The sequence below is a fragment of the Halomonas sp. AOP12-B1-6 genome (assembly GCF_052379225.1).
Classification (GTDB): domain Bacteria; phylum Pseudomonadota; class Gammaproteobacteria; order Pseudomonadales; family Halomonadaceae; genus Vreelandella; species Vreelandella casei.
This window is the reverse complement of record NZ_JBQSYK010000002.1, coordinates 87,960-111,116: the sequence shown is the minus strand read 5'-3', so window position 1 is coordinate 111,116 and position 23,157 is coordinate 87,960. Positions and strand designations below refer to the sequence as shown.

Genomic DNA, 23,157 nt, shown 5'->3' with positions numbered 1-23,157 from the left:
TGAGTGTAGCGTCAGTTGCCTGCAGCGATGCCATTGCGCTGCAGGCAACTGTCGTAAGCCTGAGGAACGAAGCTTTCTTCCCCCACGTCGCTTTTCGCCTGTGAAAGAAACTCGCAAAGCGGCGGCAGCATACTCGACGTTAGCTGATAAGACGTTAATGTTTCAGCGAGATAGCGCATGTCTTTATCAGCGTTACCGAGGCTGAACTGCAGTTTGGTACATTCTCTTTGCAGTACCCATTCCATTACGGGCGCCAGCATGGCGCTGTTAGCACCGCCTTGAGAACAGATTTCCAATATTTTTTGCTGGGGAACATCCATGGCGGCGGCCATGGTGGCGGCTTCGCTCACCAGCGCCGCTGCACCTAGCGACAGGAAATTATTGATTAACTTTAGCTTGTGCGCAGAGCCCACCTTGCCAACGTGGAAGATATTTTCGGCAAAGCTTTTAATCACCGGAGTGAGGCGCGCCACCGTGGTATCGTCGCCCCCCAGCATGACATTGAGCCGGCCTTCACGCGCCTCGCGAGGCGTTCGCGCGAGCGGCGCATCCACTAACATGACCCCTTGCTGCGCGACTTTTTCGGCAAGGCGTTCCGTCGACTCAGGGTGTGCGGTAGAGCAGTCGACAATAATTAATCCTTCATGACTACCCGCGAGTAGTCCATCGGGGCCGGTCACGATCTCGTTCACCTGTTCGGATGTTTTGACGCAGATAAACACAATGTCACTGTTTTTGGCCATCTCCGAAGCACTGCTGACGTCTACCGCGCCTTCAGCACAGAGTGCCTCTAAGGGGGCGCGGTTGCGGTTAGCCATAACGCTCAGCGGGTAGCCGTTACGTACGATGTTTCCGGCCATTTCCTTGCCCATTAAGCCGAGCCCAATAAAACCTATGCGTTCCTGTTTCATAATCGCCTCTAAGCAGTTGCTTCAACGTGCCTGTAATAAGATCAGTGCATCAGAACTAGATCAGTACGTTTGAGTTAGGCCGGTGGTAGCCATTACTGTGCGTCAGGAAAAGCGACACCCAGTCGCTCCGACCATTCAGACAGCGCTTCGAATACGCCGTCTGGTAGCGGCACGCCCTCTTGTGAGTAGCGTTTATGCAGGGCAAGCCCGCGTTCTCCGGGGATGCGTACCGGAGGGCTGCCCTCGGCAACGGGGTTACTGCGACAAGCATCGGCCAGCGCCCCTGTTTCGCGCTTGAAGGCTGCTAATCCACCAAAGGCTGCTGGGTCCATCACTTGCACCATGACAGAGGCGCCCCATTGCGTAGGCGCTTGCACGCGGCCGAACCCGGCTAATCCAGACGTCAAGGCTTCTACCATAAGGCCTAGGGCATAACCCTTGTGGCCATGGTCAAGCCCACCGATGGGCATGATGCTGCCTTTGGGTTCATCAAACAGCACACCGGGTTGATCCGTCGCGTTCCCCTGGTGGTCTTTCAGCCACGGGTAAGGCAGTTGACTGTTCTGCTTGTGAAGACGGCCCACCATGCCGTTGGTGGTAATAGACGTGCTGACATCCAGCAAAACGGGGCCTGAATCGGTGGGGTAGCCCACGGCGATGGGGTTGGGCGTATGGGTGGCGGCTAAACCGCCATAAGGGGCCACGGATTTTGTCGCCGGGTCGGAGGATTCGATGACGACCACCAGGTCTCGATCGGTAGCGCGCTTGAGATACGCCGCCAAACAAGCGATATGGTTTGAGCGTCGAATCACAACCGTTCCCGTGCCGCATGAACGCGCCATCGCTTCGGCGGTTTCCATGGCCTTGATGATCAGCCAGGGGCCAGGCAAATAGCGCCCGTCCCAAGTCTCCACGGCGGCACGTTGGGAAATCACCTCGTAATCGCCGGTGACCGGCATCCGGCCTGACTGAATCTCGCCTAGGTAAGGGGAGAGCAGCTGGAGACCATGGGTGGTATGGCCCATCAGGTCGCCTTCCACGAGTATGTCGGCTACCGCCTGAGCTTTGTCATCATCAAGGCCCGCGGCTGCCAATAGCTGAGTGCTGAATTGTATGATTGCCTGCACGTCGTACTGTTTACTCATTGTCATTATTCTCCATACGATTATTCTTCACATGAGGTTCTTCACATGTAGTTCTTCGCGAGATGGCTCTTCAAAAAATTGTTATTGGCAGGTTCGGTTACTCATTGTGTCGTCTGAGTTGGCGTATCAAGGCGCTATGATCCAACTCGCCATCGCCTTGAGCGACGAGCTCTTCATAAAGCCCATTGACCAATGACGATACCGGCAGCTTAAGTCGCAGCTCTTCGGCTAATGCCATGGCCGTTTGGGTATCTTTTAACTGCCACTTTGACGGGCCGCCTGGGGAGAAATTTTCTTGTACCATGCGCTTGCCGTGGATCTTGAGAATTGTTGAGTCGGCAAAGCCGCCTTCCAGTGCCAACAGCATCTGCGCCGGGTCAGCGCCGCCGCGTTCGGCAAGTAATATGGCTTCTGCCACCGTAGCGATGGTATTGGCCACAATCATCTGATTCGCCAGCTTAACCAGCTCACCGCTGCCAGCGGGGCCCACGTGTACCGGCCGGCCGAGCGATAAGAGGATGTGTTCGACAGCTTTAAAGGCGGCGGCGTCACCTCCTGCCATAATCGCCAGGCTGCCATCGATGGCGCCTTGCTCACCCCCGGACACCGGTGCGTCTAAATAGTGGACCTGATAGGTGGCGGCTTCTGCCGCTTGGCGACGCGCAGTATCGACGGGAATGGAGCTCATGACGATTAAGGTCGCGCCCGGCCGCATGGATTGAAGCAGGCCATTGGTACCTAACAAAATGTCATCGCAAACAGGCCCTGAGCTGAGCATGACGATCACCACATCGCTGCCGCTCACGGCGTCTATAGGCGTTTCGACGATGCTGGCGCCCGTTGATTCTAAGCTTTCGGCTTTGTTTTTCGTGCGATTCCAAACACGCACTCTGTGCCCCGCTTTAGCCAAGCGTGCCGCCATAGGCGCGCCCATAATGCCTGTGCCAATAAAGCCGATAGTCTGTGACATTGTCATTGTTGGTTCCTCTGTCCATTTTAATTATTGCCGCAGATAAGGCGGTATATCGATATCTCCCGATTCTCTAAAGTGAATAAGACGATCAAGCACTTTAGATTCCGAGCGCTCTAAATGCGTTACCAGTGCTTTACCCGCCTGCTCTGGCCGCTGTTGGCGTATCTTTTCGAAGATACATAAATGCTCATCGAAAAAAGGATCTTGGTCGGGGAGTTTAAGCACGCGCCCAAGCAGGTGTTTACTGATGAGTAAAATAGGGTGAGTGCGCCTAAGCATATCCATTACCTCCTGATTGCCGCCTAAGCTAACGGCGCTATGGTGGAGGTCGTTTTCTAACGCATCGAGTAGCTCACCTTTAATATTAGGGTAGTTATCGGCGGCATCTTTAAGCTTGGCAATATAGCCGTTGAGCGTGCTTTCAGGCATATGCCGCGCCGCGCGGACAATCATATAAGGCTCTAGTTGGCGGCGTGCTTCATAAAGATTGTGTAGCCTCCCATTGTCGAGAGGCACAACGCTCCAGCTATTGTATTTAATCTTTTCGACCAGCCCGATGGACCGTAAATGGTGCAGAATCTGATGAGTGACCGTGCGACTTACGTTGAGTGATTTTGAAAGCTGCAGCTCGTTGAGCTCAAATGCGCCCTTAATCGAACATAGAACGATGTCATGTTCCACGCCGTCGATATGCGCCTGCCAGGAAACGGTACGATCTACTTGCGGGGCATAGCCTAACTGCTTGAAATCCCGCTCGCTAAGAGGGCGCCGGACGATCTCGCTAGGCGATGCACCCACCAAATAGCCGCGCCCTTCGAAGCGGCAGATGTACTGTTCTTCGTGTAAGCGGCTTAAGGTTTGACGAACGGGGGAGCGGCTAATGCTAAATAGCGCCGCTATGTTGCCCTCAAGCAGTACCAGGCCCGATTCAAGGCGATTGCCAACAATGCTCTGCTTAAGAGCCGTATAAAGTTGGTCGCGCAGCGTTTGTGTCATGATTAGCCCATTGCTCTTGAAACAACGCTTAGGTGACGGCACCTATCAGCCAAGGAACGAACTCATTATTACCGTAACCCAATGATTCGCTTGCGCTCATGTCACCTGAAGCAATCGCGATAATGCGTTCAAAAATTTCTTCCCCAACGCTTTCTACACTGCCAGTACCATCGACGATTACACCGCAGTTGATATCCATATCTTCATGCATTTTCTCATACATGGGCGTATTGGTGGCGAGCTTAAGGCAGGGCGCTGGTTTGAAACCTGACACCGACCCCCGCCCGGTGGTAAAGCACACCACCGTTGACCCGGACGCAATTTGGCCGGTCACGGAAATAGGGTCGTAGCCTGGGCTGTCCATAAAGTTAAAGCCGCGCGCAGTGATTTTTTCTGCATATTGCAGTACATCGTTAAGGCTTGAACTGCCGCCTTTTGCGACGGCGCCCAGCGATTTTTCTAGAATCGTTGAAAGCCCCCCCGCTTTATTGCCAGGCGAAGGGTTATTGTTTAACTCGGCACCGTTAATCTCAGTGTAATGCTTCCACCAAGTAATCCGATCCAGTAGTTTTTGCGCGACGCTTTCATCGATAGAACGGTCAATCAGCAGGTTTTCCGCGCCATAAATCTCAGGGGTTTCAGCTAGGATGACGCTGCCGCCTTGTTGCACGATGAGATCGGCGGCATGGCCAAGCGCTGGATTAGCGGTAATACCTGAATATCCATCCGAGCCCCCGCATTGTAACGCCACCACCAGGTGCTCTATGGAAGCCGGCGTGCGCTGTATTTTGCCGTGCTGAGCCGCCATCTGCATGACGTGATCGCAGGCTGTTTTGATACTAGTGCGCGTGCCGCCCGCGTCTTGAATATTGAAGTAGGCAAGTCTTGAGGCGTCTTCTAAGCCTTGGCGCTTAACGAGCGTTTTAACCTGATTTGTCTCGCAGCCCAGCCCAATAATAAGCACGAAGGCAAAATTAGCATGCTGTGCGTAGCCCGCGATCACGCGTTCAAGGAAGGTAAAACCCTCGGAGTCAGTGTTCATAGCACAACCCGAACCATGGGTAATCGCCACGACGCCGTCGAAGCCCATTTGGCTTAAGTCATCTGATTGATTAAGGATATCGGCGGCGGCTTTAGCCACCGTAGCAGAGCAGTTAACGGTGGAAAGAATACCAATGTAGTTGCGTGTACCTACGCTGCCATCAGCACGCTGAAAGCCTTGAAACGTGCGAGAAGAAGGCGCTGTTTCGGTTTTCGAGTGGGGCTTGAAATCTTTTAATGAAGAATTTAGCTCGATCATAGCGAGATTGTGAGTATGCACGTGCTCGCCGGGCTGTACATCCTGCGACGCTAGACCTATCAGTTGGCCATACTTATAAACGGCCTCACCTTTTTTGATATTAGTTAACGCAACTTTATGACCCGCATCGATATTCTCTGTGGCTAAGGTGCCATTTTTATCAATGGGAACACCTACCGGTACCGCTGTTGAGGCAACGCCTACGTTATCTCTTGGGTTTAGATGAATAATAACGGACGGGGAATTAATGAGTTCCATCGTTTACCTCAAACTGATTGTTGGGCTTTTGATGCGATGACTAGGCACAGGCTCAAAAGCGATCATTGTGGGAGCACTCTACCAAGCAGGCCGCGTACGTCGATTAGACTATCGTCCTATGTAATGGTCATTGAATGCAATGTTCATTTGTTCTAGATTGCTCTCAGCGACTAAGTGCAAGGCAGGTATTAGCTGCTTTAGCCATTGGCCATATCGGTAAAGAGTATTTTTTCGTAAAGGGCTTGGCAGGCACAAAATACGTTACTAGACTGTTGTTGTGCAGTCATACTGTATGACACCTTTTGAGTCTGCATTGGTGTTTTGTTTTGCACCCAATAATAATGAGAAATTACAATGCCTTATATCATCAACTACCTGACTAAAATTCAATTTGGTGAGCATGCCATTGCGGAGCTAGCCAACGAGCTGCATCTGCTGCAGGTTAAAAGGCCGCTGTTTGTGACGGATAAAGGCCTCAGCGCCACCCCCGTTCTTGCGCAAGTCGTTGAGGCAGCACGGCTTAATGCAGATGCCTGTATTTTCGATGGCACTCCTTCAAACCCAACGGAAATAGCCGTAGAAAGCGCCTTGGCATTTTTAAAGGAAAATGACTGCGATGGCATTGTGGCCGTTGGTGGGGGCTCCAGCATCGATTTGGCTAAAGCGGTCGCGTTACTTTTTAATCATCCCGCGCCATTGCGCCAATACGCTGCGATTGAAGGCGGCGTTGCAAAAATTAATGCAGACGTGCTGCCCTTAATAGCGGTACCGACAACGGCCGGCACTGGCAGTGAGGTAGGCAGAGCCTCTTTAATTACGATGAAAGATAATCGTAAGCTCGGCTTTCTTTCCCCATATCTGATTCCTGCGGTGGCTATCTGCGATCCTCGACTCACGCTCAGTTTGCCGCCGTTCTTGACCGCTGCTACGGGTATGGACGCCATCGCTCACTGCGTGGAAACTTTTTTAAGTCCCAAGATAAACCCTCCCGCCGAAGCGATTGCTTTGGATGGGCTGGCGCGTGCCAGCCAATATCTGGTAGAAGCCGTTGAAAACGGCGAAAACTTAACCGCTCGAAACGAAATGATGATGGCAGCCCTGGAAGGGGCGATGGCCTTTCAGAAGGGGCTTGGCGCGGTGCACTCCTTGTCTCATGCGTTAGGAGGCCTGCATGAGTTAAAGCTTCACCATGGCACGCTCAATGCCGTGTTGATGCCCACTGTGCTTAAGTTTAATCAGCCCGGCTGTGAGGAGAAATTTACTCGCCTTAAAGATGCTATGGGCCTCAACCCTGATGACGATTTAGTAAAAGCGTTTGAAAAGCTCAATGTGACATTGGGAATGCCCGCTAGTTTAAGCGAAATGGGGGTTACGGAAGAGCATCTGGACCAACTGGCTCAGTGGGCATTAGAAGATCACTCCACGGCGACCAATCCCAGAGCACCCTCGAAAGAAGATTTTTACAGCATGCTTAAAGACGCTTTCTAAGCGATAGGTCTCCCCACTTATTTAACTGAGAAAGCAGACGTTGTTAGAAAAGAAAGTCCTAAAGCATTAACCCGTGACGTTTCCAAAAAAGATAATTGACGCTAAGCAACCCATGACCAAAGGAAAGTGAATATGACAACTATAAATAATTCTCTTAAATCTATGCTTGTTTCAGGTGTTGCCGCGGCGGTGATGGTGGCATCAGGCGCGGCCCTGGCCGACTACCCTGAACGTCCTATCACGCTGATTGTACCGTGGGCGGCTGGCGGCGGTACCGATGCGACAGCGCGCACGATTGCGCGCGCGCTTGAAGATGAAATCGGGCAAAAAGTTAACGTGGTAAACCGCACCGGTGGCAGTGGCGTGGTGGGCCATACCGCGATGATTAACGCCGCACCAGATGGCTATACGATTGGCTTAGCAACAGGCGAAGTCAATATGATGCACTGGCAGGGTTTAACCGACCTTACCTATGAAGATTTTACACCGATTGCTCAGGTCAACTATGACTTTCCGGGCATACAGGTCGCCGCCGATTCCCCCTATGAAAGCCTTCAAGATCTGATTGATGCTATTAAGAACGAGCCCAAAGGCACCTTCACCGCGTCTGGTACGGGTCAAGGCGGCGTCTGGCACTTGGCCTTTGCGGGCTTCTTGATGGATCAAGGTGTCCCTGCAGATCAAGTGATCTGGATCCCGAGTGAGGGTGCTGCGCCAGCGATGATTGAGCTAGTGTCCGGCGGCATTGATATTGTGCCCAGCTCAGTGCCAGAAGCGCGCTCAATGATGGAAGCTGGGCGCGTCAAAAGTTTCGCCGTTATGTCCCCTGAGCGTATTGATAGCTTTCCCGATATTCCTACCACCCAAGAACTGCTTGACAGTAACTATCAAGTAGGTGAGTGGCGCGGCATTGCAGGCCCCAAAGGGATGGACCCAGAGGTTGTCGCCACGCTTGAGGCCGCGCTGGAATCCGCCTACAACAGCGATACGTATCAAGACTTTATGCATCAGCAAGGCTTCGGTACTGAATGGCGCAATGCTGAAGACTTTGGCCAGCTGATGGCAGACATGGATACCGTTTTCGGCGAGATCGTTGAGCAAGTTGGCCTAGCTAACTAAGGAAAGAAAATGCGGGATGTCCTCATCGGAATAGGGTTTGTTATTGCTGGGGTGGTGACCATTTTCATCGCTCAGCAGTTTCCCACCCTACCTAGTCTCCAGTTCGGGCCCTCACTTTTCCCCTCCATCGTTGGAGGGGGATTTTGTATCGGCGGCGTCGTTCTCATGTTGAGCGGAATGTGGCAAAGGCACAGGGGGGCTGATCAAATGATGCAAGGTGAATTACAAGGCGCTGAACTAGCAACCACAGAATTAGAAACCAACGCTTTTGAAACCAACGCTTTTGAAACCAACGCTTTTGAAACATCAGCACTAAACGCCACTGAGTCAGAAGGCGCTGAGCACCCATCAGGCAAAAAAAGCTGGGTAATGGTATTGCCGCCGCTAATGATTGTTTTTTACGTCTTGGCAAGCCCTTACATCGGCGCGCTGTTTGCCATGATGATCATTATGTTTTCACTCATGATGCTAAGAAAAACGGCCTTATACGTCGCCGTGGCGGCCTCTGTTGGTGTCTCACTGGCTATTTATTTTATTTTTTCACACTATCTTTTAGTGCCGTTACCTCAAGGCGTTTTATTAGGGGGTAGCTTGCCATGGACGCTTTGATTAATGGCTTTGCGTTAGTTTTAACGCTAGACACTATGTTAGTCATCATAGCGGCTTCGCTATTTGGCATCTTCGTCGGCGCCGTGCCTGGCCTAACGGCGACCATGGCCGTGGCGCTGCTAGTCCCGGTGACCTTCTATATGGACACGACGCCGGCTATCGCCGCTATTGTATCGACATCAGCAATGGCTATTTTTGCGGGTGATATTCCAGGTACTTATTTAAATATACCGGGAACGCCGGCATCGGCGGCTTACGTGACAGAGTCGTATTCGCTGGCGAAAAAAGGCAGGGCACGAGAAGTATTAGGTATCAACTTAGTCTGCTCAGTATTCGGCGGCATTTTTGGTACCGTCATCTTAATTGTGGTGGCTCAGTCTTTAGCGGAAGTGGCGTTAAAGTTCAGTGCGTTTGAATACTTTTGGCTTGCGGTATTGGGTTTAAGCTGTTCGATATTTATTTCGATTGGCTCTAAAACGAAAGCCTTTCTCTCATTGCTCTTTGGTATTCTGCTTTCGACCGTCGGTCTCGATATGATGAGTGGCGCTCCGCGCTTTACCTTTGGCGTGCCTGACCTAATGGCGGGGGTCAACTTTATACCGGTGATGATTGGTATGTTTGCTCTGAATGAGCTGATGAACTACTACAGCTCAAAGTCTGAGAAAAAGACCATCAATATTGTTGCCACGGACAGCGTGTTTCATAACGTGCCGAGACATACGAAGCGCTATTGGCGAAATATGCTGCGCGGCAGCTCAATCGGTACATTGATTGGCGCTTTGCCCGGCGCAGGGGCCGACATTGCTGCCTGGATTGCCTATGCCGTGGGCAAAAGCCGGTCGAAGGACAAAGCGAAGTATGGCACCGGGCATATAGAGGGCATTGTTGATGCAAGCTCTGCGAATAACTCCGGCCTGAGCGGGGCGTGGGTGCCGGCATTGGTGTTCGGTATTCCGGGTGACTCCATTACCGCTATCGTGATTGGCGTGCTGTACATGAAAGGCATGAATCCTGGTCCCACCATTTTTATGGATGGTTCAGGACTGATCTATGCCTTATTTATCGTGTTTATCATCGCTAATTTAATGATGCTTCCCATTGGCTATATGGCGATTAGGTTATCGAAGTTCTTTATCCTGACCCCCAGCCGCGTCTTAATGCCGATTATCTTATGCTTTTGTATCGTTGGTGCTTTTGCGATCAATAACAGCATTGTCGATGTTTGGATAATGCTGGTGATTGGGCTGGTGGCTTATGTGCTTGCCGTCAATGGATTCCCAATGGCACCAGCCATTCTGGGGCTAGTACTAGGCTCAACGGTCGAAAATAACTTTATGAGCGCAATGCTGCGCACCGGTGGCGACTTAACTAGCTTTTTCGCGCGCCCCATCAGCGCGGGGTTGGGTATTGCTGTGATTGTGTTGTGGTGTTCGCCTCTTCTGGTTAAGGCGTATCGCTACCAAAAATCTAGATCAGCGAGAGCCTCTTCATAACGCACGATCATTATCACAGCCATGATGTGGTGCCGCAGGAGAAGATCCTAACGCGATAATGTCACGCAGTGTGCTCATTAACGCGGCGGCCCCGGGAGAGAGGCGCTGATTGCGTAAGCTTACCAGCCCGTATGGCTGAACGCTGAGCGCCTCGCTAAACGGTAATAGGTGAAAGCGCTGCGGTGCACATAGCAGATTGGCGGTTTCCCGGGTGGTGACGGTGATCGTGTCTGATTTATCAACCAGCGCGAGCGAGAGCAGTACATCGGCGGTGTCTACTATCTGGCTAGGGGGCGCTACCTGATGATGCAAAAAGAGGCTGTCTACACGCTGGCGCATGAGGGCGCCAGCAGGCTGTAGCGTCCATGGGTAGTCCGCCATATCGGTCAAGCTCAGTGACGTTTTGTCGGCTAGTGGGTGGCCTTGGCGACATACAAAGCAGAGCTCTTCTTCGCCAATTTCTTCAAAGACGAAGCGCTCTATATCAAAGCCTGCCGGGATACGTGTAATCGCAAAATCTAGCTCGCCCTCAAGCAGGCGCGGCACGAGTGTTTTACTGACATCGACATCAACGCGAATTTTTAACCCTGGCCGCTCTCTATGCACGCGCTCGATAGCGCTGGTGAGCAGCGTGACCGCTGGTGCCATCACGGTACCGACGGCAACCGTTCCGGCATTGCCGTCACGTAATGCATTTAGCTCTTCGCCGGTGTGGCGTAATGCCGACAGTATGCTGTGGGCGTGGCGAATCATTATTTCGCCGTACCAGTTAGGTGTTAACCCGCGGGCGTGTCGATCAAATAAACGAATCCCCAGATTTGTTTCTAGGTCGCTGAGTAGCTTTGAGGCCGCGGGCTGGCTCATGTTGAGCTGAGCCGCTGCCCTATGCAGATTACGCTGCTCATCAAGCGCCAAAAATAACTGAAAGTGACGCAACTTTAGTCTCACGTGGAGAAACCAGTTTTCATCGAGTACGCCCATGGAATAAGCCTTGTTGTGTGCGTGATAACTAAAAGTATATCGATATTGGCAGTTTTTGGCATTGGTTGGTTATTGCGTGGCTGCCTATAGTGGATTTGCTTTGGTGATTGCCAGTAACGGCAACACCAATAACAACAAAATTTTAGGAAAAAACGCCATGCTAGAAACGACGCAAGCAGCAGGAGCTTCAACGTTAGCGCTTATGCTGATCGCAGCTGCTGCCATTATCATTTTGCTGTTGTTAATTATCAGAGTACGCCTTCATCCATTTTTTGCGCTTGTTATCGTCAGTATTGGCACTGCATTGGCGACAGGTATTTCCGGCGCAGACTTAGTACCGACGCTTTTAGGAGGGTTTGGTAAGACGCTAGGCAACGTTGCGCTATTAATTGGCTTTGGTGCGGTACTAGGGCGGATTGTCGCTGTATCCGGCGGCGCTCAGGTGCTGGCCGATACGTTGATCAAGCTATTTGGCCATAGCCGGGCGCCGTTAGGGCTTTCCATTGCCTGCCTGTTATTTGGCTTTCCCATTTTTCTTGATGCCGCATTCGTTGTCATGCTTCCGGTCATTTATTCCGTGGCAAGAGAGCTAAAAGCGTCTTTATTACTCTATGGGTTACCGGCTGCAGGCGCCTTCTTGGTGATGCATGCGCTGGTGCCGCCGCATCCTGGGCCGGTTGCCGCCGCCGTTTTTCTTCAAGCGGATATTGGGCAAGTGCTGTTTATCGCCCTGCTTGTTGGATTACCGACGTGGTATCTGATGGGGTACCGGCTGTCACTGATACTGGCCAATCGTATGCCGTTTCAAGCGGTGCCCAATCTTATGGGCGGAAGCAATGCAGAAGTGCCGGCAGACAAGCGCCCCGCGTTTCGTACCGTACTACTGGTGCTGCTATTGCCGCTGGTACTTATTTTCCTCAATACGGGCCTTTCGACACTTTCTCATAGCGGCATGGTGGATGCAGACAATCCGCTGATTCAAGGGTTGATCTTGATCGGTGAAACGCCCATCGCGATGCTGATCAGTACCTGTATTGCTATGTGGCTATTGGTGATTCGTTCGCCACAGCGTGAAGCGATTGGATCTATTAATGAGACAGTTGAACAAGCGTTATCGCCTGTTTGTAGCATTATCTTAATCACCGGCGCAGGCGGCATGTTCGGCGGCGTACTGACCGCCAGTGGTATCGGCGACGCGTTGGCCGATAGCCTGCAAAGCTATGGCTTGCCGATCATCCTGGCAGGCTACGTGATCGCTTCAGTGATCCGTATTGCGCAAGGCTCGGCAACAGTTGCTGGCACTACGGCCGCCGGAATTATGGCGCCCGTTGTATTGGCAGACCCATCGCTTTCAGGCTTACCCGCAGCCTGCATTGCCGTGGCCATCGTCGCGGGTGCCATTGGTTATTCTCATGTCAATGACTCTGGATTCTGGCTGGTAGGTCGTTTTTTAGGTGTGGATACCAAAACCATGCTGAAGACCTGGACCGTCATTTCAATCGGAATTTCATTGATGGCGTTTGGTTTAGCGTGGCTGGTGTTCTCACTGGTGTAACTAAGATGTTGTGACTAAGAGCGTCACCAAATCTGTATGGATTGACCACTAATAAAAACATTGAGCTGCAGACAGTTCGAGACCGAGGAGAAGAATATGAGTGATTCATCAAATGTTAATAAGCCAAAACTGCGCTCTGCCGAGTGGTTTGGTACCGCTGATAAGAACGGTTTCATGTACCGCAGTTGGATGAAAAATCAGGGCATCCCCGACCATGAGTTTCAGGGCAAGCCGATTATCGGTATCTGCAATACCTGGTCAGAGCTGACGCCGTGCAACGCGCATTTTCGAAAATTGGCAGAGCACGTTAAGAAGGGCATTTTAGAAGCGGGCGGCTACCCGGTCGAGTTTCCGGTGTTTTCTAACGGCGAGTCCAACCTGCGCCCGACCGCGATGTTTACGCGTAATTTAGCCAGCATGGATGTCGAAGAAGCCATCCGCGGCAACCCGATGGATGCCGTGGTGCTGCTGGTGGGCTGTGATAAAACCACCCCGGCGCTGCTGATGGGCGCAGCGAGTTGCGATATTCCCACTATCGTGGTCAGCGGTGGGCCGATGCTCAACGGCAAGCACAAAGGTAAGGATATTGGTTCTGGCACCGTGGTGTGGAAACTCTCTGAACAGGTTAAAGCGGGCGAAATATCGCTGCACGACTTTATGGCCGCCGAGGCCGGTATGTCACGCTCGGCCGGCACCTGCAACACCATGGGCACTGCTTCCACAATGGCCTGTATGGCGGAGGCATTAGGTACCTCGCTACCCCATAATGCGGCAATTCCTGCGGTAGATTCCCGCCGCTATGTGCTGGCACATCTTTCCGGTAACCGAATTGTTGAGATGGTCCATGAAGATCTGCGTCTCTCCAAAATTCTCACCAAGGAAGCCTTCGATAACGCCATTCGTACCAACGCGGCAATTGGAGGCTCCACCAACGCAGTGATTCACCTAAAAGCGATCGCCGGGCGGATCGGTGTGGATCTCACGCTAGACGACTGGAGCCGGGTAGGGCGCGGCACGCCCACGGTGGTTGACCTGCAGCCGTCGGGCCGTTTCCTGATGGAAGAGTTCTACTACGCGGGTGGCTTGCCAGCGGTACTCAAACGCCTGGGCGAAGCCGACCGGCTGCCCTTCAAAGATGCATTAACCGTTAACGGCAAAACCCTCTGGGAAAACGTCCAGGACGCCCCGCTTTATAACGACGAAGTGATTCGCCCGCTGGATAATCCTTTGACGGTAGACGGCGGCATCTGCGTGCTGCGCGGCAACCTATCTCCCAATGGTGCGGTGCTAAAGCCTTCGGCAGCAACGGCAGAACTGATGCAGCATCGCGGTCGTGCGGTGGTGTTTGAGGATTACGATGACTACAAAGCGCGCATCAACGACCCGGATCTGGACGTTGAAGCCGACGATATCTTGGTCATGAAGCACTGCGGCCCACGCGGCTATCACGGCATGGCGGAAGTGGGCAACATGGGCCTGCCGCCGAAGATTCTGGCTCAGGGTATTACCGACATGGTACGTATTTCCGATGCGCGTATGAGCGGTACGGCGTATGGCACCGTGGTGTTACATGTGGCACCAGAAGCGGCCGCAGGTGGCCCGCTGGCGGCCGTGCGTAACGGCGATATGATTGAGCTTGATTGCAACGGTGGGCGGCTGCACCTGGATATTAGCGATGCCGAGCTTGCCTCGCGCCTGGCCGAGAGCGACCCCACCGCAGCGTCAACGGTCATCGCCAGCCAGGGCGGCTATCGTCAGCTTTATATCGAACATGTGCTGCAAGCGGACGAAGGCTGTGATTTTGACTTTTTGGTCGGCTGCCGAGGCTCTGATGTACCGCGTCACTCGCATTAACCGTCAACATTAATCATCAATATTAACCGTCAACAGTAACCATCAGTATTAACAACAAAGTCATAACATCCGGTTATAAAAACAGGAGAACGGTATGCGTCTGATTCAGTGTTTACACGAAGGCCAATTGAGAGCCGCCATGGTCGAAAGCCCTCAACAGGTTCGGCTTATCAGCGGTAGCCAAGGAGTATATGGCTTGGCCCAGCAGGCTATCGCCGAGTCGCGCCCGTTAACGGAGGTTGTTGAGGCGGCATTGACCGAAGAGCGCTTAGATTATGCCGCGCTGATAGAAGCAAAGCAGCTACTCCCACCATTGACTCACTCAAGCCCAGCGAACTGCCTTGTGACGGGAACGGGGCTGACTCACCTGGGCAGTGCCGATACCCGCTCGGCCATGCATGCTAAGGCGCAGGCCAAAGAAAGTGAGCTGACTGACTCGATGCGCATGTTCAAGCTCGGCGTGGAAGGCGGCAAGCCCGAGAGCGGTGCGTGCGGCGCGCAGCCAGAGTGGTTCTATAAAGGCGATGGCAGCATTATTGTTAATCCAGAAGGCGAATTTCCGGTGCCAGCGTTTGCGCAAGACGCGGGCGAAGAGCCAGAACTGGCCGGGCTCTACTTAATTGATGGCGATGGGCAGCCCCGGCGGGTTGGCTATGCGATCGGCAATGAGTTTTCGGATCACGTGACCGAGCGCTTTAATTATCTGTGGCTGGCGCATTCAAAGCTGCGTGCCTGCAGCTTTGGCCCTGAGCTGCTGGTTGGCGAACTGCCTACGCACCTTGAAGGCACCAGCCGTATTGTGCGCGATGGTAAAACGCTGTGGGAAAAGCCGTTTCTGACCGGCGAGGCGAACATGGCGCATTCACTGGCCAATCTTGAACATCACCACTTCAAGTACGCTAACTTCCGCAGAGCGGGCGATGTGCACGTGCATTACTTTGGCACGGCCACGCTTAGCTTTGCCGACAGCGTGAAAACCCAGCAAGGCGACCGCTTCGAGATCGACCTGCCCGAGTTTGGCCGTCCGCTGCGTAACACACTGCGCTTTAGCAGTGATGATGAAGCGATTGTCACGGTGCGTTCACTCTAAATTTCTGGTCATGTGAGAGGCCGCCAGTGCTCTCGCCAGTACTATCGCCAGTACTATCGCCAGTACTATCGCCAGTCTGATGGAGCCGGTGGCTCCATCGTGAGAGTGCTTATTCGATGCAAAAGAGTGAGCAGTGGGGCAACTTTAGTCGCGTATCTAGAAACCCGTTCTCATCGAGAATGCCCATGGGATAAGCCTTGAATTGTTATTGATACTTAGACGTATATCGATAGTGATGTATTTGTATATTGGTTGGTTATGAAAGACGTGGCTACTGTAGTGATTGAATCGGTATTAATAGCACTGACCTAACAACAAAAAGCTAACAACAAAAATCCCACCAGGAGGAAGCTCATGCCTCTCATGTCCAGCCAACGATTAAAAAACGGTTCTCCTCTGCTGCTCAGCGCTATCGCCGTGTTGCTGCTGATAAACGCCGCGCAAGCCCAGGACAATGCTGAAACTGACACGACGAGTAAAGCCGACAACAGCGTCCAGACGTCGGTGTTTGGTCACTTGCCCGATGGTCGCCAGGTCGATGTCTATCAGTTCACTAACGCCAATGGGATTGAGCTGCGGGTGACCAACTATGGCGGCATCATTCTGTCGCTGAAAACCCCTAATCTGACGGGCGAGTTTGATGATATAGCGCTGGGCTTCGACGCCTTGGAAGCGTATCTCTCCGATGAGTACCGACAGGCCAGCCCTTACTTCGGTGCCATCATTGGCCGCTACGGCAATCGTATCGCGGATGGCCAGTTCTCGCTTGATGGGGAAAACTACTCATTGGCCACCAACGATGGTAGCAACCACCTGCACGGCGGCCAGAAAGGGTTCGACAAAGTGCTGTGGCAGGCTGAGCCGTTTGAGAATGATTCGGGCACTGGGCTTGTGTTGCGCTATACCAGTGAGGATGGCGAAGAGGGCTACCCCGGCAGGTTGGAGACCGAAGTGACCTACACCCTGACCGATAATGACGAACTGATGGTGGATTATCGGGCGGTGACTGACAAAGCCACACCGATTAACCTCACCCAGCACAGCTACTTCAACCTTAAGGGCGAGGGTAGCGACACCATTCTCGATCATCAGCTAATGATTAACGCCCCTGCGTTTACCCCGGTCAACGACACGCTGATCCCTACCGGCGAGATTCGCCCGGTAGACGGCACGCCGTTCGACTTTACCCAGGCGACGCCTATCGGCGAACGGATTGAGCAGGACAACAAACAGCTCGCTTTCGGCGGCGGTTATGACCACAACTTTGTGCTGGCCCGTGATAACGCAGCATCGGATGAACTCGTTGTGGCTGCCAAGGTGTGGGAGCCGCAGAGTGGGCGCATGGTGGAAATCACCACCACCGAACCCGCGATCCAATTCTACTCTGGCAACTTTCTTGACGGCAGCCTGACCGGTAAGCAGGGCCAGGCCTACGGGCACCGCTCGGGTTTTGCCCTGGAAACTCAGCACTATCCTGATTCCCCCAATCAGGAAGCGTTTCCCAGCACGATCCTAGAGCCGGGTGATACGTACCGCTCGCGTACGGTATACCGCTTTTCGGCACAGCAGGATTTTGAAGAATAACCACCCCAATGGGTTGGTAATAAAAGATTGAAATATCAATAAAAATAACGTTAAAAATTGCAGGAGCATAACAATGAGAGTGACTAAGACATTTAGCCGTTTAGCACTTGGAAGCGCCATCATGCTGGCCTCGCTGGGATCAGTACAGGCTCAGGAAGACGAGGTGAAAATTGGCTTTATTGTTAAAAAACCGGAGCAGGCATGGTTTATTAACGAACAACAGGCCGCTACGGCGATCGGTGAAGAACTCGGTTTCGACGTGGTACGCCTGAGCGGCGAAGATGGCCAGGAAGTGCTCACCGCCATTGACAACCTCTACGCCCAGGGTGCGGACGGCTTTGTGATCTGCCCGCCGGACGTGCGTCTAGGGCCCGCGATCATGAACCGTGCCAACCAGTACAATATGAAAGTGGTCACTGTAGATGACCAGTTTGTTAACTCGAGCGGTGAGCCGATGGAAGGCGTACCGCACCTAGGCATGTCAGGTTATAAGATTGGCCAGCAGGCAGGCGATGCGATTGCTGCCGAGATGGAGGCGCGCGGCTGGGATCCCGAAAAAGTCGCCGCGCTACGCATTACCAATAACGAGCTACCCACTGCCGTTGAGCGTACCGACGGTGCGACCGCCGCCCTCCTTGACGCAGGCTTTCCTGAAAGCAACATCTTCGATGCGCCCCAGCAAAACAGCGATACTACAAGCGCCTTTTCGGCGGCATCCCCGGTGCTCTCTCAACGTGGCGATTATGAGCACTGGGTGATCTATGCCCTTAACGAGGAAAGTGTGTTGGGTGGCGTCCGGGCCACTGAGCAGTACGGCCTAGCGGCCGAAGACGTGATTGGTGTGGGTATTAACGGTTCCGGTGCTGCCTTTGCCGAGTTCTCACGCGATAACCCCACTGGCTTTCACGGCACAGTCGCGGTCAGCTCTACCATGCACGGCCGTCAGACCTCAGAAGATCTCTATCGCTGGATTAGCGAGGACACACAACCGCCGGCCAATACCGAAACCTCAGGTGTCTTAATGACGCGTGACAACTGGCAGGAAGTACGCGCAGAGCTGGGTTTGTGACGTGCATGTTTGTGAAGCACATGATCTGTAACGGTAAGTGACCGCGGGAGTTTTGACGCATGTCTGATGCTTATCTACGTTTCGACGCGATTAGCGTCGTCTTCCCTGGGGTGCGCGCGCTGGATAAGGTGAGCTTTGGCGCTCAAACCGGTCAAGTACATGCACTGATGGGTGAGAACGGTGCGGGTAAATCCACCTTGCTCAAAGTGTTGAGCGGCGTTAATCGCATGGCGGAGGGAGCGCTGTGGATAAACGGCCAGCGCCATGTGTTCGGTAACGCCCGAGAAGCGCTGCGGGAAGGGATCGCCATCATCTATCAGGAGCTGACGCTCTCGCCCAATATGTCGGTGGCCGAGAACCTGCTACTGGGCCAGCTTCCCACGCGGCGAGGCTTTGTTAACCGCCGCGAGTTGCGCGAAAAAGCGCTGGCAATTCTGGCCGACCTTGGCGAGGGGAATATCCACCCCTCGACCAAGGTGCGCGATCTCTCCATCGGCCAACAGCAGATGATTGAGATTGGCCGCGCACTGTTGCGCGACGCCAAGATCATCGCCTTCGATGAACCCACCAGTAGCCTCTCTATTCAAGAGACCCGTCAGCTAAAGCGCATCGTCAAACGGCTGCGCGACGAGGGGCGGGTAGTGCTCTACGTGACACACCGCATGGAAGAAGTATTCGAGATGTGCGATGCGGTCACGATCTTCCGCGATGGCCAGCATATTCGCACACACGAGGATATCTCGGTGCTCAACCACGACCTCCTGGTGAGTGAGATGGTGGGCCGGGATATCAACGATGTTTACGGCTATCGCCCTCGCGAACATGGTGACGTGATTTTGAACGTCGAGGGCATTCAGGGGCGCGGTCTCAAGGCGCCGGTCAGTTTCTCCGTTAAGCGCGGTGAAGTGTTTGGGCTGTTTGGTCTCGTCGGTGCCGGACGCAGCGAGTTGCTACGGCTGGTCTGCGGAGTCGAGGCGACCAAAGCAGGCAGTGTGCAATTCAACGGCGAGGTGCGACGGTTTAAAAGCCCTCAGGATGCCATCCGCGCGGGGATTGCCATGTGCCCGGAGGATCGTAAGTCCCAGGGTATATTCCCGGTGGCCAGCGTGGCCGACAACCTCAATATCAGCTGTCGACGCTTTTTTAAACGCTGGGGAATGTTCCGCCATCCTGGCCGTGAGCGGCGTAATGCCGAGTCGTATATCCAGCAACTCAGCGTTAAAACGCCGGGCCCGCGAACGCCCATTGGTAAGCTCTCGGGGGGTAATCAGCAGAAGGTAATTCTGGCCCGCTGGCTGGCTGAAGAGATTGATCTGTTCGTGATGGATGAACCGACCCGAGGCATCGACGTGGGCGCGCGGCGAGATATTTACTCGCTGCTTTACGACCTGGCCGAACAAGGCAAAAGCATCGTGGTGATTTCCAGCGACCTAGCGGAAGTCAGCTCTATTTGCGACCGCATCGCGGTGATGCGCGATGGGGAGCTGGTGGACGTGGTGCCGCGAGAATCGGCCACTCCCGAACGACTATTGGGGCTGGCATTACCCGCCTAAGTCGGCTTTTTTCAGCCCGCTTGCTCTTAAAAGAACACGCTCAGGACGACAACCATGACAACGAACGATGTAACCCAAGGCGATGGCCATGAGGCGCCTGCTCGCCCGGCGGGGCGCCAAGGGCTTATCAAGCCGCTACGTACACTGCTCGACACCTCGGGCATGATTGCGATTTTTTTGTTGTTGTTTATCACCCTAGCGGTGCTCATCCCCGATTTCCTAACTGGCCGCAATATGGTCGGGTTGCTGCTGTCGGTGACGCTGATCGGTAGTTTAGCGGCCACCATGATGTTGGTATTGGCGCTGGGTGAGGTGGATCTCTCGGTGGCCTCTACGGTGGCCTTTGCAGGGGTGGTAGCCGCGACGGTGACCACCAGTACCGGTAGCGTGTTTGTCGGTGTAATGGGAGGCATTATTGCTGGCGGCGCGGTAGGCGCCTTTAACGGCCTAGTCATTGCCAAGTTCGGCATTAACTCGCTGATCGCGACGCTGGCGGCGATGGAGTTTGTGCGCGGGTTGGCTTACATCACCTCTGGCGGTGACGCTGTGATGATTACCGTGCCGGGCTTTTTTGACCTCGGCAGCGCCTCCTTTCTCGGTCTAACCCTGCCGGTATGGACGATGCTGGCCTGCTTTGTGATCTTTGGTGTGATACTCAATATGACGGCCTTCGGGCGCAATGTACTGGCTACTGGCGGTAACTCAGAGGCCGCCGCGTTGGCGGGGGTCAACGTCCGCCGTCTCAAGATTATTGTTTTTGGCCTCCAGGGTGTGGTGGCTGGGGTCGTAGGGGTGCTGCTGGCCTCGCGCATGGGTCTGGGCGACCCCAATACCTCCATGGGCCTGGAACTGGCGGTGATCTCCGCCTGTGTACTGGGCGGGGTCGCGCTGTCGGGCGGTGTGGCGACGATCACCGGCGTGGTGGTCGGGGTGCTGATCATGGGTTGCGTGCAAAATGCGATGGGCTTGCTCAACGTGCCGACGTTTTACCAGTACCTAGTCCGCGGTGGGATTTTACTGCTGGCGGTGATGTTTGATCGCTGGAAGCAGACCCGCCGTCAACGGGCCTGACAGGCGCACATTAATGCTTGATTGGCTAACTGAAAAGAAGACGTGAGGTGGGGTAATGACCGCTAGATTGGCCGCTAAGCATATCCTGGTGACCGGGGCAGCCACCGGCATCGGTCGCGCCATCGCCGAGGTCTGCGTGCAGGAAGGAGCTACAGTCGCCTTGCTGGATCGGGATGGCGCTAGCGTCGAATGCCTAGTGGCTAAGCTGCGTAGCGAAGGCTATAAGGCTCTGGCGTTAGTCGCCGATATTGCCGATCGTGCTGCGGTGGAGGCCGCCGTGGCGAGGGCGCGTGAGATTAACGGGCCCTTTACTACCCTGGTTAATAACGCCGGGATGAATGTCTTTCATGAGCCGCTCGCCATGCCGGATGAGGCCTGGCGACAGTGCCTCGCTGTCGATCTGGAAGGTGCCTGGTACTGTAGTCGGGCGGTGTTACCGGATATGTTGGAACAGGGCGGTGGTGCCATTATCAACATTGCCTCTACGCATAGCTTCTCGATTATCCCCGGCTGCTTTCCCTACCCGGTGGCTAAGCATGGTTTGATTGGTCTGACGCGGGCACTCGGCATTGAGTACGCCGCTCAAGGCGTCCGGGTCAATGCGATTGCGCCGGGCTATATCGCCACCCCGGCGGTGGAGATGCATTGGCAGACATTCGATGACCCTGGCGCGGCGCGAGCGCATATCGAAGCCTTGCTGCCGCCTGGGCGGCTTGGGGAGCCCAAGGAAGTGGCGATGACGGTCGTTTTTCTGGCCTCAGATGAAGCGCCCTTTATCAACGCAAGCTGCCTGACCATTGATGGTGGGCGCAGCGTGGTCTATCACGATTGAAGGCTTTTACGCCCGCTCATTGGTGGATAACAGCGTCTGAGAATCGGTGGCGTAAAGCGTCATGGCGATGCCGCCCATACAGGTCATGTCTTGATCCCAGGCGTGGCTTTCTATGCGGGTTGAGCCAACCAGTTCTGCCACTAGCGCTTCGCTGATAGCGTGTTGCATCGCTTCCTGCATCGCATCAAATCCGCGTACGCCAGCGCCGGTGATCAGCACTAGATCAGGATTAAACAGCGCCAATACATTGGCGATACCGTAGCCCAGTGCGCGGCCTGCCTCGGCATAAATGCGCATAGCCTGCGGGTCGCCCTGTGCTGCCATTTGCGTTAGTGACCGCATCTGTGACTCTGAGGGATGAGTCGTCTCGTCATTAAGCAGCACTGAATGGTGAACGGCCTCTCGGTAAAGTGCGTAATCGCTGACGTAGGCCTCGATGCAGCCGCGTCGTCCGCAGGCACATAGCGCGCCGTCCGGCTGATATTTACTATGTCCAAGTTCGGCTGCCGAACCGTTAGCGCCAACAAACGGCACGCCGTTAATCAGTACCGACATCCCAATGCCGTAGCCCAGCATAATCACCACTAAGTTGGGGCTGTCAGCGTAGGCAGGCTGTGCTGCCAGAAGGCTGATAATGCAGTTGGCATCGTTTTCCAGCAGCACGCTGCAGTTAAAGTACTCGACTAAATGGTCGGATATTGATGCGTTGCGAAAGCTTAGCGCGGGCGACCAGATAATCGTGCCATAAGCTGATGAAACCACTCCCTGCACCGCTAAACAGATTCCCGCTAAGCGCTGAAATTTCCCCTGCTGTTGTGCGCATACCGCGCTCACTTTCTCTTGCAGCAGCGTGACTAAATCGTCGGCTGTCAGCTTCAAGGTGGGGATTATATGGTATTCGCTGTGGCACACCTGGCCCGCAAAATTGCCCACTACCAGCTGAATCTCATTAATTGATAGCTTAATGCAGACCACGTAGGCCGCCTGTGGATCGAGCGCAATCAGCGTTTTAGGCCGTCCCCGCACGGCGGGGCGAGGCGTTGCATGGGGATGTTCGGTAATCAAACCCTGCTGGAGTAATTCTGCGCTGATTGAGGTCACGGTGGCGGAGCTGATGCCGTTCAAAGCACCTAGGTCAACGCGCGCGACCGGGCCCTGTTCACGCAACGTGCGCAGCACCGCCAGGATATTGTCGTGGCGGCTAGTATCAGTCGACGGAAGGGACATAGGGTCGCCGTTATACATCGTGATGAAAGGTAGCGTGTTAAAAAATCGC

19 protein-coding genes are annotated in these 23,157 nt (G+C 54.0%); 12 read left to right on the top strand and 7 right to left on the bottom strand.

Translation table 11 applies throughout. The features are described 5' to 3' along the window. Window positions 1–11: 11 nt before the first annotated feature. The 5 genes from ACT3TR_RS05770 to ACT3TR_RS05750 form a co-directional block, all read right to left on the bottom strand. Window positions 12–911, bottom strand: coding sequence for an NAD(P)-dependent oxidoreductase (locus ACT3TR_RS05770; protein ID WP_096277819.1), 900 nt, complete (start codon window positions 909–911; stop codon window positions 12–14). A 92-nt stretch (window positions 912–1,003) separates the two neighbouring features. After that, entirely contained in the window at window positions 1,004–2,056 is a 1,053-nt protein-coding gene (locus ACT3TR_RS05765) for an Ldh family oxidoreductase (protein WP_444625027.1), read from the bottom strand. A 97-nt stretch (window positions 2,057–2,153) separates the two neighbouring features. Next, complete coding sequence (locus ACT3TR_RS05760; protein ID WP_192535725.1) at window positions 2,154–3,032, bottom strand: NAD(P)-dependent oxidoreductase; 879 nt, start codon at window positions 3,030–3,032, stop codon at window positions 2,154–2,156. Between the two features lie 24 nt (window positions 3,033–3,056). After that, the gene (locus tag ACT3TR_RS05755; protein ID WP_096277826.1) at window positions 3,057–4,025 is read right to left on the bottom strand and encodes a GntR family transcriptional regulator; all 969 of its coding nucleotides are present in this window, start codon (window positions 4,023–4,025) and stop codon (window positions 3,057–3,059) included. A gap of 28 nt (window positions 4,026–4,053) precedes the next feature. Continuing rightward, on the bottom strand, window positions 4,054–5,583 hold the full coding sequence (locus ACT3TR_RS05750) for a UxaA family hydrolase (RefSeq protein ID WP_096277828.1): 1,530 nt from the start codon (window positions 5,581–5,583) through the stop codon (window positions 4,054–4,056). Between the two features lie 354 nt (window positions 5,584–5,937). Between ACT3TR_RS05750 and ACT3TR_RS05745 the strand changes: the two genes are divergently transcribed. The 4 genes from ACT3TR_RS05745 (at window position 5,938) to ACT3TR_RS05730 (ending at window position 10,292) form a co-directional block, all read left to right on the top strand. Continuing rightward, the gene (locus ACT3TR_RS05745) at window positions 5,938–7,071 is read left to right on the top strand and encodes an iron-containing alcohol dehydrogenase (protein WP_096277830.1); all 1,134 of its coding nucleotides are present in this window, start codon (window positions 5,938–5,940) and stop codon (window positions 7,069–7,071) included. 132 nt (window positions 7,072–7,203) lie between these two features. After that, window positions 7,204–8,190: a tripartite tricarboxylate transporter substrate binding protein gene (locus tag ACT3TR_RS05740; RefSeq protein WP_096277832.1), complete on the top strand. Its 987-nt coding sequence runs from the start codon at window positions 7,204–7,206 to the stop codon at window positions 8,188–8,190. 9 nt (window positions 8,191–8,199) lie between these two features. Then, on the top strand, window positions 8,200–8,799 hold the full coding sequence (locus ACT3TR_RS05735; RefSeq protein WP_444625028.1) for a tripartite tricarboxylate transporter TctB family protein: 600 nt from the start codon (window positions 8,200–8,202) through the stop codon (window positions 8,797–8,799). After that, window positions 8,787–10,292: a tripartite tricarboxylate transporter permease gene (locus ACT3TR_RS05730; RefSeq protein WP_096277837.1), complete on the top strand. Its 1,506-nt coding sequence runs from the start codon at window positions 8,787–8,789 to the stop codon at window positions 10,290–10,292. Before ACT3TR_RS05735 ends, ACT3TR_RS05730 begins: the two co-directional genes overlap by 13 nt. Here the strand turns inward: ACT3TR_RS05730 and ACT3TR_RS05725 are convergent. After that, window positions 10,287–11,273, bottom strand: a complete 987-nt coding sequence (locus ACT3TR_RS05725) for a LysR substrate-binding domain-containing protein (protein ID WP_441685409.1) — start codon at window positions 11,271–11,273, stop codon at window positions 10,287–10,289. The genes ACT3TR_RS05730 and ACT3TR_RS05725 overlap by 6 nt on opposite strands. A 157-nt stretch (window positions 11,274–11,430) precedes the next feature. On the opposite strand from ACT3TR_RS05725, the gene ACT3TR_RS05720 reads away from it, so the two are divergent. The 8 genes from ACT3TR_RS05720 to ACT3TR_RS05685 all read left to right on the top strand — a co-directional run bounded on the left by ACT3TR_RS05720 (window position 11,431) and on the right by ACT3TR_RS05685 (window position 21,881). After that, window positions 11,431–12,828 (top strand): GntP family permease, encoded by a 1,398-nt coding sequence (locus ACT3TR_RS05720; RefSeq protein WP_096282266.1) that lies wholly within the window; start codon window positions 11,431–11,433, stop codon window positions 12,826–12,828. 96 nt (window positions 12,829–12,924) lie between these two features. Beyond that, a complete protein-coding gene (locus ACT3TR_RS05715; protein WP_096277841.1) occupies window positions 12,925–14,682 on the top strand; it encodes an IlvD/Edd family dehydratase in 1,758 nt (585 codons plus the stop codon). A 94-nt stretch (window positions 14,683–14,776) separates the two neighbouring features. Beyond that, window positions 14,777–15,772 (top strand): AraD1 family protein, encoded by a 996-nt coding sequence (gene araD1 / locus ACT3TR_RS05710; protein WP_096277844.1) that lies wholly within the window; start codon window positions 14,777–14,779, stop codon window positions 15,770–15,772. Window positions 15,773–16,126: 354 nt separating this feature from the next. After that, complete coding sequence (locus tag ACT3TR_RS05705) at window positions 16,127–17,356, top strand: aldose epimerase family protein (protein WP_096277846.1); 1,230 nt, start codon at window positions 16,127–16,129, stop codon at window positions 17,354–17,356. Between the two features lie 73 nt (window positions 17,357–17,429). Then, a complete protein-coding gene (locus ACT3TR_RS05700) occupies window positions 17,430–18,425 on the top strand; it encodes an arabinose ABC transporter substrate-binding protein (protein ID WP_096277849.1) in 996 nt (331 codons plus the stop codon). 59 nt (window positions 18,426–18,484) lie between these two features. Further along, the gene (gene araG / locus ACT3TR_RS05695) at window positions 18,485–19,978 is read left to right on the top strand and encodes an L-arabinose ABC transporter ATP-binding protein AraG (protein ID WP_096277851.1); all 1,494 of its coding nucleotides are present in this window, start codon (window positions 18,485–18,487) and stop codon (window positions 19,976–19,978) included. A gap of 54 nt (window positions 19,979–20,032) precedes the next feature. Then, a complete protein-coding gene (gene araH / locus ACT3TR_RS05690; protein WP_444625029.1) occupies window positions 20,033–21,049 on the top strand; it encodes an L-arabinose ABC transporter permease AraH in 1,017 nt (338 codons plus the stop codon). Between the two features lie 55 nt (window positions 21,050–21,104). After that, window positions 21,105–21,881, top strand: a complete 777-nt coding sequence (locus ACT3TR_RS05685) for an SDR family oxidoreductase (RefSeq protein ID WP_096277855.1) — start codon at window positions 21,105–21,107, stop codon at window positions 21,879–21,881. 6 nt (window positions 21,882–21,887) lie between these two features. Here ACT3TR_RS05685 and ACT3TR_RS05680 read toward each other — a convergent pair whose 3' ends face one another. Continuing rightward, window positions 21,888–23,108, bottom strand: coding sequence for an ROK family transcriptional regulator (locus tag ACT3TR_RS05680; protein WP_096282267.1), 1,221 nt, complete (start codon window positions 23,106–23,108; stop codon window positions 21,888–21,890). Between the last annotated feature and the right edge of the window lie 49 nt (window positions 23,109–23,157).

Coding starts and splice junctions, on each gene's coding strand:
- ACT3TR_RS05770 (WP_096277819.1), bottom strand. CDS start 911: ATGAAACAGGAACGCATAGGTTTTATTGGGCTCGGCTTAATGGGCAAG.
- ACT3TR_RS05765 (WP_444625027.1), bottom strand. CDS start 2,056: ATGAGTAAACAGTACGACGTGCAGGCAATCATACAATTCAGCACTCAG.
- ACT3TR_RS05760 (WP_192535725.1), bottom strand. CDS start 3,032: ATGACAATGTCACAGACTATCGGCTTTATTGGCACAGGCATTATGGGC.
- ACT3TR_RS05755 (WP_096277826.1), bottom strand. CDS start 4,025: ATGACACAAACGCTGCGCGACCAACTTTATACGGCTCTTAAGCAGAGC.
- ACT3TR_RS05750 (WP_096277828.1), bottom strand. CDS start 5,583: ATGGAACTCATTAATTCCCCGTCCGTTATTATTCATCTAAACCCAAGA.
- ACT3TR_RS05745 (WP_096277830.1), top strand. CDS start 5,938: ATGCCTTATATCATCAACTACCTGACTAAAATTCAATTTGGTGAGCAT.
- ACT3TR_RS05740 (WP_096277832.1), top strand. CDS start 7,204: ATGACAACTATAAATAATTCTCTTAAATCTATGCTTGTTTCAGGTGTT.
- ACT3TR_RS05735 (WP_444625028.1), top strand. CDS start 8,200: ATGCGGGATGTCCTCATCGGAATAGGGTTTGTTATTGCTGGGGTGGTG.
- ACT3TR_RS05730 (WP_096277837.1), top strand. CDS start 8,787: ATGGACGCTTTGATTAATGGCTTTGCGTTAGTTTTAACGCTAGACACT.
- ACT3TR_RS05725 (WP_441685409.1), bottom strand. CDS start 11,273: ATGGGCGTACTCGATGAAAACTGGTTTCTCCACGTGAGACTAAAGTTG.
- ACT3TR_RS05720 (WP_096282266.1), top strand. CDS start 11,431: ATGCTAGAAACGACGCAAGCAGCAGGAGCTTCAACGTTAGCGCTTATG.
- ACT3TR_RS05715 (WP_096277841.1), top strand. CDS start 12,925: ATGAGTGATTCATCAAATGTTAATAAGCCAAAACTGCGCTCTGCCGAG.
- araD1 (WP_096277844.1), top strand. CDS start 14,777: ATGCGTCTGATTCAGTGTTTACACGAAGGCCAATTGAGAGCCGCCATG.
- ACT3TR_RS05705 (WP_096277846.1), top strand. CDS start 16,127: ATGCCTCTCATGTCCAGCCAACGATTAAAAAACGGTTCTCCTCTGCTG.
- ACT3TR_RS05700 (WP_096277849.1), top strand. CDS start 17,430: ATGAGAGTGACTAAGACATTTAGCCGTTTAGCACTTGGAAGCGCCATC.
- araG (WP_096277851.1), top strand. CDS start 18,485: ATGTCTGATGCTTATCTACGTTTCGACGCGATTAGCGTCGTCTTCCCT.
- araH (WP_444625029.1), top strand. CDS start 20,033: ATGACAACGAACGATGTAACCCAAGGCGATGGCCATGAGGCGCCTGCT.
- ACT3TR_RS05685 (WP_096277855.1), top strand. CDS start 21,105: ATGACCGCTAGATTGGCCGCTAAGCATATCCTGGTGACCGGGGCAGCC.
- ACT3TR_RS05680 (WP_096282267.1), bottom strand. CDS start 23,108: ATGTCCCTTCCGTCGACTGATACTAGCCGCCACGACAATATCCTGGCG.